This is a genomic window from Bradyrhizobium sp. Arg816 (assembly GCF_029989365.1).
Classification (GTDB): Bacteria; Pseudomonadota; Alphaproteobacteria; order Rhizobiales; family Xanthobacteraceae; genus Bradyrhizobium.
In genome coordinates this window covers 432766-448462 of sequence record NZ_JAPRAQ010000005.1, presented here as the reverse complement: position 1 = coordinate 448462, position 15697 = coordinate 432766, and the positions used below count along the sequence as shown (strand labels likewise).

The following is a 15697-nucleotide window of genomic DNA, read 5'->3' as shown; positions in this document are numbered from 1 at the left end:
CGTTCAACATTGCCGTCGGCGATCTAGTGCACGACCTCGCCATGCAGTGCGAGGTCGAGACCGTCGCGCTCCATATCCTCCGACACCCGCAAACCGATAAACAGCTTGATCACGTACAGGATGATCAGGCTGACGACGGCATCGTAGACAAAGACCGTGGCGACGCCGATGCACTGGTTGATGAACTGGCCCGGGTTTCCCTCCAGAGCCCCCGCGGTGCCGCCATATTGCTCGACGGCGAAGACGCCGGTGAGCAATGCGCCGACGATGCCGCCGACGGCGTGGACGCCGAAGCAATCGAGCGCGTCGTCATAGCTGAACATGTTCTTGAGCCCGGTGCATCCCCAGTAGCAGAGGACGCCGGCCGCGATGCCGATCACGAAGGCGCCGATCGGGCCGACGAAACCCGACGCGGGCGTGATGGCGACGAGGCCTGCCACCGCGCCCGAGCAGATGCCGACGACCGTCGGCTTGCCCTTGAGCGACCACTCGACCAGCATCCAGGTGAAGCCGGCGACCGCGGTCGCGATCTGCGTCACCAGCATCGCCATGCCGGCCTGCATGCCTGCCGTCACCGCGGAGCCCGCGTTGAAGCCGAACCAGCCGACCCACAGCAGCGAGGCGCCGATGAAGGTCAGCACCATGTTGTGGGCCGGTCCCGCCTCCTTGCGCTTGCCGAGCATGATGGCGCACATCAGGCCTGCCACGCCGGCATTGATATGCACGACAGTCCCGCCGGCGAAGTCGAGCACCTTGACCCAGGCGGCGTCGTTGCCGGAGGCGAAGATGCCGTCAGGGCCCCACACCCAATGCGCGACCGGCGCGTAGACGAAGATCGCCCACAGGCCGATGAACCAGAGCATCGCGGAGAACTTCATCCGCTCGGCGAAGGCCCCTGCAATCAGCGCGGGCGTGATGATCGCGAACGTCATCTGGAAGCAGATGTAGACGCTTTCGGGGATCGTCGCCGCGAGCGGATTGGGGTTGCCGATCCCGCCCTTGCCGATGTCGCTGAGGATGTCCTTCAGGAACATGCGGTCCAGCCCGCCGATGAACGGCGTGCCGGCGCGGAAGGCCAGACTATAGGTCAGGATCGCGAACAGAATCGTAACTAGGCAAGTCACCGCAAAACTCGTCATCACGGTGTCGCCCACGTTCTTCTTGCGCACCATACCGCCATAGAACAGCCCGAGCCCCGGGACCGTCATCATCAGCACCAGCGCAACGGAGGTGAGCATCCAGGCGGTGTCGCCTGGATTGGGCGTGCACTTCTCGAGGATCTTGCCGCCGCAGGCTGGCGGGCCCGCATCCTCCGCGAGCGCAACGTCGCCGAGGGCGAGGTAGAGCAGTGCAATTCCCAGCAACGCGACCACCAATGTCACGAGCCTTTGGCGGGTGGATGTTTTTGATTCCATCATCGTCCTCCCAAGTCGCAAGAGATGTCTTCTGGGCCCTGTTTGAGTGGAACCGCAGAGATGATCATGCGCGCCGGCGCGACGACGCCAGCGAGATCAGCTCGGATTTTCGGGACACAATGAGCGCAGCTCGGCGCGATGAGGTCGTCGAGCGTCGATGGCTGGAGACTGGCACCGACCAGCCTCATGGCTTATCGGCCTTTCCCTTGTCGCCAGATCGGAAAGCGTCAGAGACGGTTCCAATTCTTGGTCAAAGGACGTGCAAGATTCGCACCATCGACACGATTCATTCAAGCTACTGAATGCGCTTCGATTCCAGTTTGCTGCTTTGCGGCAACCGCGCCACGCGCTGCTTCACGCAGCAGCCCATCGCCCAACGAATGAGCAGTGGCTGACGATGCCTATGCGGTTCGCATCAAGGGCGGCGCGGTCGGCTTGATCAGCGCAAACGCGATCTCGACGATGCCGGCGGCGAGCCCCACCGCCACGCCGATGCGCCAGGCCATGTTGTAGGAACCGAGCGCGTCGTAGATCAGCCCGCCGCCATAGGTGTAGTCACCGACCGCCGCTGCCGCTCCGTCGCCGGGTCGAGCGGGTCTTTGGCCGCCAGCACGTTCAATAGCATCGCCGCGTCGCGCACCGTCCGCGTCATCGGCCCTGCAGTGTCCTGGCTGTGCGCGATCGGCGCGATCCCGGCCCGGCTGACCAGCCCAACGGTAGGCTTCACGGTGACGAGGCCGTTTTGGCTCGCGGGATACAGCAGCGAGCCCGACGTCTCGATGCCGATCGAGGCTGCGCACAGGCCGGCCGCCACCGCGACAGCCGAGCCCGCGCTCGATCCGCCCGGCGGCACGACCGGGATGCCGCGATCATCCATCAGCGCCGGCGCGTACGGGTTCTTCACTTAACCGCCCATTGCGTGGCACTACGCCAACTGAAGCAATGGGCCAACTGCAGACATGCTCGAGTATGCAAGGTTGGCTAACGACTCGGGCAATCCGGCCGTCTGCAATGCCGCGCCGAGCTTCGTGGCGAGCGCCGGCGCGCAGTCAATACCGCCAAACTGCTGACTGATCCTAAAATTGGGCTGCAATTCAATTACGCGCGCAGCGGCTGCCTTCGCCTCGTCGAACCGGCGGAGCGTGACCAGGGGCCCGATCAGGATGACATAGTTGATGCTGTGCCCTGGATTGGACTGCACCGCCCGGTAAGCCGCCTTTGCCGCCTCACCCGGTCGCTCCAAAAGAAAGTGTCCGAGCGCCTGCGAGCCAAACACCGCGAACGACCAGGAATCGAACGGAGACAGCCGCAGCGCGCGCTCGCCCCGCGCAATTGCCGGTTCCGCTTCGGCGGCCCACATGAGCACATGCCTTCCGGGATATCCCTGAATGCGGACATCGCTCAGTGCAGTTGGCATGTCTCGGACGGGCCAAACCCAGACATAGCGCCTACACGGGACTTAGGACGCTCTTCACCACGCATTTATAATCAACCTCTACGGTTCTATTATAATAAAGACAACCGAAACGAAAGGCGCTAAAGTTTGCTTGCGATCCAGCGTGTAATGGGGAGAGGCGCTCATGGCTTTATCGGACCCAAGCTCGGCGATCCAAAGCATCATAGACGCTGCTGTCAGCGATTACATGGCGATGGCAGTATACGTCTTTACGGATTTTGACGGCTCCGGCGTCCCCTCTGCAAAGTTCTTCTCTCCCTCTAAGATTGAGGCTTGGGACTCAAGCCATAGTTTCGTGAGCGCTGCGAACCTGCCAAATACTCTGTTCGAAATCGGATCCATTTCAAAAGTTTTCACATCCAGAATTTTTCACGGTCTTCAAGGCACATATGATGGAAATACGGTTGGGTCCTGCATGCCCTCGATTTCCCTGCCTGCAGCAATCAGCGGGATTCCGGTTGCCGACATCGTCACTTATGCTTCGGGGTTTCCGCAGGACAATGGCCTGCCTCCCGATCCGCGTGGACAATTCTGCCCGGCCAGTAACTTGCAGACCTTCGCCAAGCTCGTCGATTGGTTCAACAGCGGACAGAACTCGGCTTGGATCTGCCCCGCGGGCCAGTGCTACACGTATTCAAACCTTGCCTGGTCCCTCCTGGCTATCGTCGGCCTCAACCCGCAGAACCCCTACGTCGACGTCTATAATGCGTACAACGGGCAACTCGCGGAGCTGTGCGCGGATCTGGGCATGGGCAACACCGCGTTGTTCAATACGAACCAAGTTCCCAGCATGGCGTGTGGATATGACGGGACGACGGCTTTCACCGTAAACCAGAGCTACCTGCCGTGCCCACCCATGGTGTTCGGGAGCGGATCGATCGTCAGTAGCGCCTCGGACATGCTTCAATGGTTGCTCTACAATATGGGCCAACTGCAGCCTTCGCCAACGGAATTCGCCATCCTGCAGACGCAGCAGCAGACCGGCTCGGCCCGTGGCCAATGCGGTACGACGGGCACCTGCAGCGTGCAGGCGCAGGGCCCCACGGTCGGAATTGGATGGTTCTTTCCGAATATCGCCGGTGCCGCGGGACGTGTCCTGTCGAAAGATGGGGGCGTACCAGGCTTCAGCTCGTGGATGGGGTTTGAGAGCTGGGTTCAGAACGGCGCAAACGCTCCGTCGTGCAATGGCGTAGTGGTTCTGTCCGCTGGCGCCCTCGCTTCGCCAGTGGGACAGAAAATTATGTCCACTCTTCTGAACGCCGAGGTCGAGGCTGGTTTGTCGTCGAGTTGACCTAAGTCCGGGCCTGTGCTTTCGACGACAGTGTGACGGACAATCCTGCGAAGGGCCTGAACGTCTATGATTTCGATGATCCGGCCTCGCTCTCAGGCAGAGCTGAATCGCCTGCCGCAACTCATCCATGACGTGCCGTGCTTCCCGTCGCATGAGGCCATTACGCGCCAACCAACCCGTCGGTCCTCCGGCGCGCCACCTCGGTACCGAACTGGGTCGCTAGAAGCACTCCTGTTTGGGCCTGAAGAGGCGAATAAAGGTGCGAAGAGGACGCACGACAGTTTGTTCCTCGATTTCGCGCAAAGTCCCCGCAAATCCGACCTGTAAGATGCACTAGGTCAGCCCTTCGACGTCGGCTGTGGGTCAAGCTCGGAAGTCGGCGGGTCCATGGTAGATGGTCCGCTCTGCCACTGTGAGCGGACATCACCGGATCCGCGGTTCAGGTCCGCGAAGGGCCAGAAGCGGAAGCACTCCACTGAGTGAGATTTTCGCTTCCAGGTGTAATCTTCAGCTTCGGGCCGAGGTTGCAGGCAATCAGGTTGAGGAGGAAGTCGGTGGCGACGCGAGCGAGGCCTCGATGTTTCGTCATTGCTCGCCTCGTGCTAGACTTTGCCTGCCCGATCAGGGAGAACAGCCATGACCGCCGAGTTCGATGAAGACCGCTTCAATATGGCTATCCGTAAATTTCCGAAGCATGTCGGAGTTACATCGCAGCGTGAAATTGAGAACCTAGTGCGTAGCGGAGAGGTGAAGGGTGGCAAGCTCAAACTGCGAATGACCTTGTCCGCGGAGGGGACGCCGCTGAACCATGTGGTCGAGGAAACAGTCGCGCTCTGACGATTGTCCCGGCTGTGGGAAGCCATGGCCCTGATCCTCACGAAGGGGCTACCATTGCGGTCGCCGGCCGAACGTCGCCTTCGGATCAAGCTCGGAAGTCGGCGGGTCCATGGTAGATGGTCTGCTCTGCCACTGTGAGCGGACATCACCGGATCCGCGGTTCAGGTCCGCGAAGGGTCACATCCGGACTCATCCAGAGCAACAAGATACGCACTCAGCCCATCACTTTATCAGTGCGCGCGAGTACGATCGGGAGTCGAACCTTGCAATTCGATTCGAATTGCGCGGCGCTTCATTCGGCTAACTTTGTGCGTCGGCGCCAAGTTCGAGGCTATGTCCTGCGATTGGGCTGAGTCTTGGCCTCCAGGCTCTGCGCATCACCGGCTCCAACGGTCCGATCTCAGGCGCCAATACTAGTTCAACACTCTCACCAGATCATCAGCCTCGCGCAGATCGCGGGAAGTTTCCGCGGATGCGAATTTCGCCCGGGTCGATATTAGCAGGTCTCGTGCCTCAGTGCGTCCGGATGCGCTCTCGCCTGCGCTGACCAGGCGCGCGATGCTGATCGCCGTGCGCAATTCCCAACCGACCGCCCCGAATTTCCTGGCAGAGGCAAGCGAGCGCTTGAACAAGCGCATGGCGGCCCGGTCGTCCCGCGATGGATCGCGACACAGCAGCGAGCCGTGGATCCGGTAGATCTCGGGAGCTGCCCAGCGCTCGCCGGTTTGCTTCACCAGGGCCTCAGCCGAGGCAGCGAAGTTTCGAGCCCTGCCCATCTGCCCGATCCGTCCGAATTCCGTGGCAAGCAGAATTCGATAGAGCGGCATCTGGATGCACCGGTTCTCGGCGGGCAGTTTATCGAGCAGGCCGCATAGCTTCTCGAGCACGTCCGGCGCGGGGCCTCGTGCCGCCAACGCTGCGGTTGCCCACAATGGACCGATGACCCGGTACATCGGATAGCCATACTCGTCAGCGACCTTCAGACCACGCTTCACGCTGGCAAGGTTCTCCGCAAGGTCACCCTCATACCAGTGATCGGCGACGCCGAGAATGGAGGCAAAAGCCACCATGAACGGATGTCCGATCTCGTTCGCAAGCTGCCGCGCCGTCACGCAGCACTCTCTGGCCCGGGCGGGCCGGCCCAACAGCCATTCAATGTGTCCGGAATAGACGAGCGATACAATTAATGGATCATGCTGATAGATCTGGACCAGCTTGCCGTGCTCGCGCGGATTGTAGCGAGCGCTGACCAGAGCCGCGAGCTCACTCGCCTGCTGCAAACGACCTAGGAAGAAATTGGCGATCACGGCGGCGGTGTAGGCCATGAGGGCGGCCTCGTCGTTGCGCCACTCTTCTGCCCGCCGGACGAAATTTTCCGCGTGTTCGAGGCCCTTGGTGAGCTCGCAGTTGACCAGCTTGGCTATGGTACCTCCCCACAGCACCGTCGCCTTCTCGCGAATGGTGCCATGGCTCGCGCAAAGCTCGAGTGCACGACTGTAGGGGTCATAGACGTTCGGGTCGGACCATCCGGCGTTGGCCGTGTACGCCATCGCCAGATTGGATTGCAGTCCGATTTCAGCCTCGAAGCGCCGTGGCGTCGCCGGCATCTTGGATATCAGCGAGAGGCCTTCGCGAAGGTGAGCCACGGCTTCCTTGGTGGCAGATCTGCGCAGCGCGGATTTTCCAGCCTGGAGCCAGGCCTCGATCGCCTCCGGAATGTTGCCTGCGCGCGCATAATGATAGCCTAATACCGCCGGCTGGCCGCTTTCTTCAATGGAGGCCTCCTGGAGCAGCCACGATGCCACGCGCGCATGGAGTTCACGCCTTTCCTCCATGAGCAACGAGGAGTAGGCGACTTCCTGTATCATCGCATGTTTGAACGTGAAGACCTCGCCTTGAGGTTCCTTGCTGCGATACACGATCCCCGCTCTCTCGAGAGCTCGCAACGCCTGTGGCAGCGTTTGGCTCTTATCCGGAAACACGTTGAAAATGCCTTCATAGTCGAAACGCCTTCCGAAAACGGAGGCGATCTGGGCGACGCGCTTGGCAGGACCGAGACGATCAAGGCGCTCCATCAGGGAATCGTGAATACTTGACGGCACCAGGGGTTCCGGCAACTTCGGCACAGGGCTTTCGGCGGCCGGCGGGACCGCACCGGCATCGACGACGGCCCGCGTGAACTCCTCGACAAAGAGTGGCACGCCGTCGGTCCTTTCCACGATCTGGCTGGTAATCTGGCGCGGCACGAAATCGCTGCCCGCGACGGCTGCGACCATCTGCTCGCATTCATGCGCTGCCAGCTTCCGGAGGGGGTACTCGGCGACGAGTGTCGCCCTTGAAGTGAGCATTGCGTTCGCAAAAGTATCGGTCGATACCTTGATGCCGACCTGCGTCATCCGCCGTACGATGAAAAGGGCCGCCCGGTCGGGGCGTGGTTCAATCTTCAGGAAGCCTCGGACTTTTCAGACAAACGGAAGTCGGAAATCGAGGCGGCGCGCCGTGCCGGCAAGCTGCCAAAGAAAATGACGATCCGGAAGCGTTCTACAATCGAGGATCTTCTCGACGATTGGAGCAAGTCGGTTGAGTTCAAGGCGTTAGCCTCCGCCTCACAGGCTTCGTATCGTAAATGCATTTCTGCCATTCTGTACCGACCGCATTCGCGCGAATCCGCAGCGAAGTTACGTGCCGAAATCCGCGCCGCCAAGCTGCTCGGCGTAGCCGAGCCGGCACGAGAACTTGAGGCGATTGCGACTGCTACGCCGACATCGATCGGCAAACCCGAGTTCCGAGCCTTCTATAATTATGCGAAATCGGCTCGCGGTCATCATATGGCGCTTTCGATGATAGCGACGCTCTCGGCGGCGTTCACTTGGGGGCAGGAAAGCATCCTGTGGCGTCTAGGGCCCAACCCGCGGGAAGGCATGGAGTTCGATCATCCGGACGGGCGGATCGTCCAGGTTGCGATGCCCGAATTTGCCGCTTGGGTCGCTGCAGCTGATGCAATTGATCGGCCTTCGATCGGCGACAGCTTTCATCTGGCGTTGTTCACTGGGCAGCGCCAGACTGACCGTCTGATCATGCGGAATGAGAGCGACATCGAAGACCGCCACATGTTCTGCCAGAGCAAGACAGGCGAGCTCGTCGACATCAAAGAGGCGCCCCAACTCAGCGCACGGCTGAATGCCTCGCGTGCACGCGTAAAGGAGCTCAAGCTCCGGCTTCAATTGGATAAGGTGCCTCTTGAGCTCGTGGTCAACGAGGACAATGGTGAGCCTTATGACGAGAGCACTTATCGGCATTGGGTGTCGACCGCCCGAGCCGTCGCCGTCTTCGGCTTTCTCGCGCGCGACAGCGCGCGCCAAACGATTGTCCGCGCGGAGCGACTGAATGCCGAACTGATCAAGATCTCCGACAAGCTATTCGCTCCATTTCCTCTCGATGAAGAGAACAAGGCACAGCGCGCTCGGGCGGTTGATCAGCGTAAGCGCGTCTTGTCAGAATGGCTGGATGCGCAGGCCGCACGGGACAGCAATGGCGATGAGACCGCATGGCGTCTAAAGCCCTGCCCCGCTCTGATGTTCGTCAACGGCGCCGGCGACCTCGACCAGAAGCACGACCAAGACCTGCGGGATACCTGTGTCATGCTGCTCGATCGGGCTGGCTGCGACTTACTGACGATCTGCGACATCACTGGGCATTCATATCGAAGTGCGCAGACCATCGTGAAGCACTACCGGGCCCGAAATGCGGCTCGCGCTGACTCCGGCATCGACAGGCTCGAACTGCAGGTTCGAAAGGAAGGGATGAAGGGCTGAACGGACAGCGGCACAATTTCGTTTGCCCGGTTGCGCCTTACGCTCGCAGGTCGCCAGGAGGCGGTGTGTCGCGCAATCAATCCCGCCACGCTTTCCGCCTTCCTACGGTGAGGCGTACGCTCCATCTCTGCCCGCGCCGTCCGCAAACAATGACCGTCTGCGCCCGGTGCGATGAATAACGCCCCAAATATCTGACACGTCGCACGGCGTGCGACGTGCGACTACCAAAGGCGTCGCACGAGACTCGATTTGTTCTGTCGGGTAAATGAAAAAAAGCCCTTTCGGGCCAATCTCTTAAGGGTGGTGGGCGCACCAGGGCTCGAACCTGGGACCCGCTGATTAAGAGACACGATACGATCATTGATTTTACAAGAGAATTTTTCCAACTGAGCCAAAATCCGATCATTAGAGATCAATGGCTTACAATGAGAAATCCAACTGTAAAAGTGCGTCGAGGTTGGCAGCCCTGTTTTCTTACCGGAGAGCAGCCTAACTCGGAACGTCGGATCTCGATACCGCGCCACAAACCGCCGTTCGTGCACCATCCGTCGCCGCCAAAAATGGTCGCGAATGGGATCAAATCGGGGACTCGCAACAATGCCCACTCCTGCTTCACTCGGTTGTCTCGGGGAATTGGCGCGTCCAAGTCCGCCGCAAGAAGACCATTGCCTCGAAGATGTATTGGAAGTCGGCCCTCCTGCCCGCCGCTCCGAGGCAGCCAAGCTCTCGGCAATCGACGCAATCCATCATTTCATCAATGTACGGATGCGGCTTCGACGCTGGCAAGTCTCGCCATTTTGCTCACGGGGAAGCCGAAGCCCACACAGGTGGAGCCGGCGGCCATTAACATCTCCAGGGACGCACCTCCGAACCTGATGCGTCTTGGCAAGCGTCAGGGTCGAGCAAACCTCCTTCCGGCCCTCGCACGTCTTGTCAGTGCAGTCGCCCCCCTTGCGGACGTAGTCTTCAAGGCGAGCACCATAAACCCTTCGTATCGTTCCCTGAGCCCTATGGATGCCTGCTGACGACCTATGTCCGATTGAGCTGCTGATCGCGATCGTCTTAGGCTGCGTGCGTTGAAAAAGCGCACAAGTTCATGAAGTGCGACGGTAAAAAGGGGCGATCGACAGAGGAGACTGCAATGCCCAATTGCCGCGAAAATCTCAAGTCAGGCGAAGCCGCCCGATGCGCAGTTTGCGATGGCAAGTTTGGTCTCGTCCGACACTACTCGTGGCGAACCCAGCTTTGTTCCAGGACGTGCGTCGATCGCTTCAGAGCTCGCAGGGAAAGCGACCGCAGTTGGATGGGCTGGCTCCCGAGTGCCTTCAACCCGCTGCCCGAGAACCGTGGGAGGGCTTCATGACGCTCCAGATATCTCAACGGGGCAAGGCCTATATCGAGACAGCGCGGACTTTGCTCCGCGCCGCCCAAACCATGACGGACTCGGTGGTCGCGAGTCGCCTTCAGGCCCTCGCCGAAGACTATCAACGGCGAGCTGAGAAAGTTTCGCATGCCGATGCGGCCAAGGCACTCGCGCGATCGACTGCCGGCGCTGAACACGAATGGCTTGCATGACCCCGATGGGCCGCTTCACGGTCCATCCTGCGAATGCCGGGTGACGTCGGTGCGCTATTCATGCGGTCACGCGCTTTTTATTCCCTTGTTAGAGCTTGCACGGCTTCAAAATTGGAGCCGAGGCACCAAATCGACATCGAATGATTGCGGTCATCTCAAACCGGAGTCGTTCGCTGGCCGCGCGAACATGATTTCCGCCAATGCGGGACGTTCCGAGCAAATTTGAACAAGCCGTACGCTTTGCGCTCCATAAGATCAGACCGCCACGCCGAAACCTCTTGGAGGACCGACCATGAACAAGCTCGGGCTTTGCCTGACTGCAACAATCTGCTTGATTGCCGCAGCGCCTGCCGCGCAGGCGCGATCCGCGTATGACGGCTCCTGGGATCTCGTCTTTGTGACGCAGAACGGCGCATGCGACCCCAGCTACAATTTCACCGTCAATGTCTCGGACGGCGTCGTAAGCCATCCCAATCTCGTGAGGTTCACCGGGTACGTCGCGAAATCCGGTGCCGTCCGTGCGTCTGTCACGGTCCATGACAAATACGCGGCAGGCTCGGGTCGGCTATCCATGACGACGGGCCGAGGCAGATGGAGCGGGCATTCAGGCAATGCACGGTGCTCGGGCTACTGGACCGCGCAACGAAACTGATCTCACGACCGTAAGTGAGCGGCGTCGCGGTCAACCTTGGTGCTGCTCTGCGGCCCGCTCTTCGCGATCCTTTTCCCAAACAATTTCTCCCGCCTCTCGAAATCAAACAGCTGCTTTTGCGCCGCCTGGAGAAAGCGATCACGTGCGTGTTGAGCTTGCTCTGTCAGTGCCAGCTCCCCGGCCAGACGATTCAATGGCCCGCCGGTCAATGGTCCGCCGAAACGAGCACACCCCCTACCCGATGCGCTTGCCAGCCGACATTCAAGCCGAGTTCGCCAGCCGCCATGACGGCGGCACGAACCAGGATCGCTGCGTAAGTCGGATAGGCCAGTGGGATCTGCGCCAGATCATCGACACGCATGCCCGCAGCAATCGCGATTGCTGCCACCTCAACGATATCGACTGCACGCTCTCCGATGACATGGCAACCAAGGATCTTGCAGCTTTTGCGATCGGCAACGAGTTTGCAGAAGCCGAACTTGCGTCCGTCGATGATCGTCCGCGTGGTCACGTCAAAATGCACGATCGACGTCACGATGTCATTGGTTTCGCGCGCCTTGGCTTCGGTGAGGCCCGCCTGCGCATATTCCGGCTCCGTGAAACTGCCCATTGGGCTGACCTGGTCGACGAGCGGCATGCCTGGCCCCTTTACTGCGTTGGTGGCCGCCACGAAGCCTGCCTGTATCGCCTGGGGTACCAGCATGGCATGGCCCGTCACGTCGCCGGCAGCGAAAATATGCGGCGCTGAGGTTCGCAAGTATTCATCGACCTTCACGAACTTTCGCTGATTGAGCTCGACGCCCGCCTCGGCAAGGTTCAGGCTGCTGGTATCGGCCGCCCATCCTGCCGCCACCACCGCAAGCGCGCCCTCTACGTCGAACTGACGGCCGTCCTTCGTGAACAGCATGCGCACACCGGTCGCCGTCTTCTCGAAGGCCGTGATAGTGCCAAAGCTCTCATGAACAGCAATCCCTGACTGGCGCAGCGCGACTGCGGCCGCCGCGGATATGTCGGCATCCTCGGTCGCCAGAATCCGCGGCCCCGCCTCGAACAGCTCGATGCGGGAGCCGAACGCGTTGAAGATGGAGGCGACCTGCACCCCCGTGGCTCCGGCGCCAACGACAAGCATCGAGGGCGGCACCGACGTCAGCGCCCAGGCATCGCTGTGGGTACTGGTCAACTCGAAGCCGGGGATCGGGAGACGCCGGCTGGTACCACCGGTACAGATAATCACCTTGTCGGCGCACAGGCGAAGACCACCCTGTGTCTCGATCGTATGCGGGTCGACGAAGCGTGCCATCCCTGTCTGCTCGTGGACGGCTACTCCCAGCGCGCCGATCTGCAGGCGGAGCGAGGAATGTGCTCGGACGTCCCTGACGACCTCGCGAACGCGCGCGAGGAGCCGAGAATAATCCAGCACCGGCTCACCGACAGTTACGCCATATTGCCCCAGTTGCCGCGCATCGCGCAGCAGCCGGCCGGCATGGGCCAGGGTGCGAACCGGGACAGGCCCGTCATTGGCCGCCATGCCACCGAATTCGCTGCCGGCAACAAGCGCAGTCTTCGCGCCGAGGTCGGCTGCACGAAGTGTCGCCATGACACCGGCAGGCCCAGCTCCAACAACAAGCACGTCGGTCATCCTACTCTCCCTCAATGATCAGACGGCGGCTTCGACAAGTCTGGCAATTCGCCGACGGATATCCTGCGAGACCGGGACTCGGATTGCGTCGTTCGACTGGTCGCGCATCGCATTATGCAGGCGCGGCGAGCCTCAGCATCGTGCAAGCACCAGACTTTCTCTTGTACTGGGTTGTCGCCCCGAGAACCCTCTTGCACATTCCGGCTCTGCCAGAATGCGGTTTCGCGTCGCTCTCTCCGCGCCCGATGATTCGTGCAATCCATAGGTCGGCAAGGTTCGCGCAACCTCGTTCAAAATCCGGCAACGCCATTCGCGAAGGCAGCTCCGCGGGAAGATAGAGATCGTCACACCGGTTCATGTGCGGAGTTGCACTCATGACGAGAATTGCCGTTCTACTCGCCTCTGCCGCGATCAACGCTTCTACGATTTCCGCAGTTGCAAGCGAGTGCACGTCCACCCGTGACTTTGCTGCCTCTCACGCGCGATGGACCACGGTACGCAGCCATCCAGCCGGCGGTACCGACAAGGATACGGCCTGTCGCGCCTACGCCGCTTCGTTCTATGAATCGGTGACGATGCGTCAGGCGGCGGCGACGTGTGTGCGGGATACCGAGCAAGATCGGGCTCTGGCGGCGCTCGATTTGGAGATCGATGCCTTGAACAACCTGCTGGCAACGAAGTGCGGCGGGTGACAAAAAAGGCCGGTGACGTGGTTGTCACCGGCCCAATGACCCGGCGCCGCATTTGCTCGATCGGCGGCGCAGGAGCGTCTCGGGAGGAAAAGGCGCTCGATTGCGGGTCTTATCTTGCGTCTGCACCCGGGAGCATGGACACCGCGGGTGCAGACCGCCCGGTTGGAAATCGAATCTCCGTCCATAGGGCGGCTCACGGCATCGACCATCGATAATCCCGCGGCGACATCCCCACGTGCTGGCGAAAGCGGCGCGCGCAGTGGCTCTGGTCGGCAAAGCCCGCCGCCAGCGCGATCTCCGAAAGCGGCATCTCCGTGCGCGACAAGAGCTCCATCGTCCGTTCGACCCGACGCCGTATCAGATAGTCGTGCGGCGTAACACCCACCGACTGTTTGAACGCACGCACGAAGTAGCAGACCGACAGGCTGGCCAGCTTTGCCAACGCTTCGACACTGATGCGCTGGTCGATATTGCTGTCGATGTGCTCTCGCACCCGTCGCACGACCCTCGGTGGCAGCCCACCCCGGAGCACGATCACGGGTCCACCCTCGCTCGACTTGTCGATCGCATCTTGGCCGATCAATTGGCCTTTGACCGATAGGTCAGAATTGCCTTCGAGACAGAATGATTGAAATGCTTGCACCGATTGCTCGCACGGCTCGTCGTTCGATGTCCTGAACATGACGGAATTGATTCCCTGTTGAGTGATCCAGATTGCAGTCGCTAGCCGGAGAGTCTCTGAACTGAAGAGCCTTGAGCCGAGAGTCTTCCGGCGGTGTCTGTTCTTGCAACGCTCATTGCCATCACGCCGGCAAGGATGGGGGACTCGTTGCCGTGCGACAATCGTGCATGGGTCTGGGTCAACTCACACCTTGTGGTGAGTGTGTGGTCGCGGTGCTCCGCCGACGACACCAATCGATGATCGCCATGTACAAATCCCGCATGTTTCGTACAAAAACGACCGCGCTTCGGATCGGGGGCATAACGCCTTACCACCCACGCCCGCATGGGGCGGTCGACCATTTCACAGAGGCGGCGGGCTTTCCCGACCCTCGATAATACTTTCGTGTGATAATGACGCTGCCCGCGTCGTGGTATGGACACTGATCCTGCTGGTGGAATTTGAGGAATGCCCCAGGCCTCCGACGCGCTCCCTGTCGTTCACATCGTCGATGACGATGACTCGCTGCGCTTGGGGCTTGCCAGCCTGCTCCGGACGGTCGGGCTGGCCGCACGGACCTATGGCTCAACCCAGGAGTTTCTTAACGCCGAGCAATCGCTCAGTCCCGGCTGCATTGTGCTCGATATTCGCCTCCCGGGCGCAAACGGACTGGATTTTCAGGAAGAGCTAGTGGCACTCGGAATACACTTGCCGGTGGTCTTGATGACCGGCCATGGCGACATACCGATGTCCGTTCGTGCGATGAAGGCCGGCGCGGTCGACTTCCTGGCAAAACCGTTCCGCGACCAGGACATGATCGACGCGGTCACTGCGGCCATCAAGCGCGACCATCTGCGGCGGGCCAACGAAAACCATGCCGGTGCGGTTTCCGATCGGTATGCGGCGCTTTCGCCGCGGGAGCGCGAGGTGATGGCGTTGGTGACCGCGGGCAAGATGAACAAGCAGATCGCCGCAGAGCTCCATTTGAGCGAAGTGACGGTCAAAATTCACCGGGGAGCGGCCATGAGGAAAATGGGCGCCCACTCGCTGGCCGACCTGGTTCGGATGGCGGATGCACTGAAGGACAAATCGCGTTGAACGGACGCTTGCATTGCGACGGGCGCAGCAGTCAGCAAGGGCTGGCTGAGCCGAGCCGATAGGAACTGCAGTATGACGAACGAACATCTGATTTCGATCGTCGACGATGACCCCTCGATGCGCGATGCGCTGGTTGGGCTCGTCCGCTCGCTCGGCTACAATGTTCGCGCATTTCCCTCGGCTGAGGAATTTCTCGCATCCTGTGAGCTCGAGCAGTTTACTTGCGCAATTACCGACATCCAGATGCCCGGGATGAACGGCTTCGAACTCCAGCAGCAGCTCAGCCAGCGCGCAGGCGACATGCTGGTGATCATGATCACTGCGCGCACGGAGCCCGATCTCGAAGAGCGGGCCATCTCGAGCGGGGTGACGTGCTTCCTTCGCAAGCCTTTTGAAGCGGAAACGCTCGTCGGTTGCCTGGAGAAAGCTCTTGGAGCCTAGTCCGGGTGCTGAGGTCACGTCGGCTGTGACGATGTGTCCGCCGTCGACCTTGCTTCACGCAGCCTCCGGTCAAGCGAGGGTGGCCGGCGGTAACATTTTGCTGGGTTCTTGAAAATCATGGTTGA

General features: G+C 60.7%; 13 protein-coding genes. 7 read left to right on the top strand and 6 right to left on the bottom strand.

The window, feature by feature from the left end; translation table 11 throughout:
* Nucleotides 1-23: 23 nt before the first annotated feature.
* The 3 genes from OWC48_RS16020 to OWC48_RS16010 all read right to left on the bottom strand — a co-directional run bounded on the left by OWC48_RS16020 (nucleotide 24) and on the right by OWC48_RS16010 (nucleotide 2832).
* Nucleotides 24-1418, bottom strand: a complete 1395-nt coding sequence (locus OWC48_RS16020) for an ammonium transporter (RefSeq protein WP_282520859.1) — start codon at nucleotides 1416-1418, stop codon at nucleotides 24-26.
* 529 nt (nucleotides 1419-1947) lie between these two features.
* Entirely contained in the window at nucleotides 1948-2319 is a 372-nt protein-coding gene (locus tag OWC48_RS16015) for an amidase family protein (protein WP_282520858.1), read from the bottom strand.
* Between the two features lie 21 nt (nucleotides 2320-2340).
* Nucleotides 2341-2832, bottom strand: a complete 492-nt coding sequence (locus OWC48_RS16010) for a hypothetical protein (RefSeq protein ID WP_282520857.1) — start codon at nucleotides 2830-2832, stop codon at nucleotides 2341-2343.
* A 163-nt stretch (nucleotides 2833-2995) separates the two neighbouring features.
* Here OWC48_RS16010 and OWC48_RS16005 point away from each other — a divergent pair, with 163 nt between their 5' ends.
* The gene (locus tag OWC48_RS16005) at nucleotides 2996-4162 is read left to right on the top strand and encodes a serine hydrolase domain-containing protein (RefSeq protein WP_282520856.1); all 1167 of its coding nucleotides are present in this window, start codon (nucleotides 2996-2998) and stop codon (nucleotides 4160-4162) included.
* Nucleotides 4163-4798: 636 nt separating this feature from the next.
* Nucleotides 4799-4999: a DUF6494 family protein gene (locus OWC48_RS16000; protein ID WP_282520855.1), complete on the top strand. Its 201-nt coding sequence runs from the start codon at nucleotides 4799-4801 to the stop codon at nucleotides 4997-4999.
* Between the two features lie 413 nt (nucleotides 5000-5412).
* Here OWC48_RS16000 and OWC48_RS15995 read toward each other — a convergent pair whose 3' ends face one another.
* Nucleotides 5413-7395: a hypothetical protein gene (locus OWC48_RS15995; RefSeq protein WP_282520854.1), complete on the bottom strand. Its 1983-nt coding sequence runs from the start codon at nucleotides 7393-7395 to the stop codon at nucleotides 5413-5415.
* Nucleotides 7396-7521: 126 nt separating this feature from the next.
* On the opposite strand from OWC48_RS15995, the gene OWC48_RS15990 reads away from it, so the two are divergent.
* Together OWC48_RS15990 and OWC48_RS15985 are read left to right on the top strand one after the other, a co-directional pair.
* Nucleotides 7522-8814 (top strand): hypothetical protein, encoded by a 1293-nt coding sequence (locus OWC48_RS15990; protein ID WP_282520853.1) that lies wholly within the window; start codon nucleotides 7522-7524, stop codon nucleotides 8812-8814.
* A gap of 1867 nt (nucleotides 8815-10681) precedes the next feature.
* Nucleotides 10682-11041, top strand: a complete 360-nt coding sequence (locus tag OWC48_RS15985) for a hypothetical protein (RefSeq protein WP_282520852.1) — start codon at nucleotides 10682-10684, stop codon at nucleotides 11039-11041.
* 205 nt (nucleotides 11042-11246) lie between these two features.
* Here the strand turns inward: OWC48_RS15985 and OWC48_RS15980 are convergent, their stop codons facing one another.
* Complete coding sequence (locus OWC48_RS15980; protein ID WP_282520851.1) at nucleotides 11247-12680, bottom strand: NAD(P)/FAD-dependent oxidoreductase; 1434 nt, start codon at nucleotides 12678-12680, stop codon at nucleotides 11247-11249.
* A 374-nt stretch (nucleotides 12681-13054) separates the two neighbouring features.
* On the opposite strand from OWC48_RS15980, the gene OWC48_RS15975 reads away from it, so the two are divergent.
* Complete coding sequence (locus OWC48_RS15975) at nucleotides 13055-13372, top strand: hypothetical protein (protein WP_282520850.1); 318 nt, start codon at nucleotides 13055-13057, stop codon at nucleotides 13370-13372.
* Nucleotides 13373-13565: 193 nt separating this feature from the next.
* Here the strand turns inward: OWC48_RS15975 and OWC48_RS15970 are convergent, their stop codons facing one another.
* Nucleotides 13566-14054: a helix-turn-helix domain-containing protein gene (locus OWC48_RS15970; protein WP_282520849.1), complete on the bottom strand. Its 489-nt coding sequence runs from the start codon at nucleotides 14052-14054 to the stop codon at nucleotides 13566-13568.
* Between the two features lie 447 nt (nucleotides 14055-14501).
* Here OWC48_RS15970 and OWC48_RS15965 point away from each other — a divergent pair, with 447 nt between their 5' ends.
* The gene (locus OWC48_RS15965; RefSeq protein WP_282520848.1) at nucleotides 14502-15131 is read left to right on the top strand and encodes a response regulator transcription factor; all 630 of its coding nucleotides are present in this window, start codon (nucleotides 14502-14504) and stop codon (nucleotides 15129-15131) included.
* 72 nt (nucleotides 15132-15203) lie between these two features.
* On the top strand, nucleotides 15204-15572 hold the full coding sequence (locus tag OWC48_RS15960) for a response regulator transcription factor (RefSeq protein WP_282520847.1): 369 nt from the start codon (nucleotides 15204-15206) through the stop codon (nucleotides 15570-15572).
* Nucleotides 15573-15697: the final 125 nt, after the last annotated feature.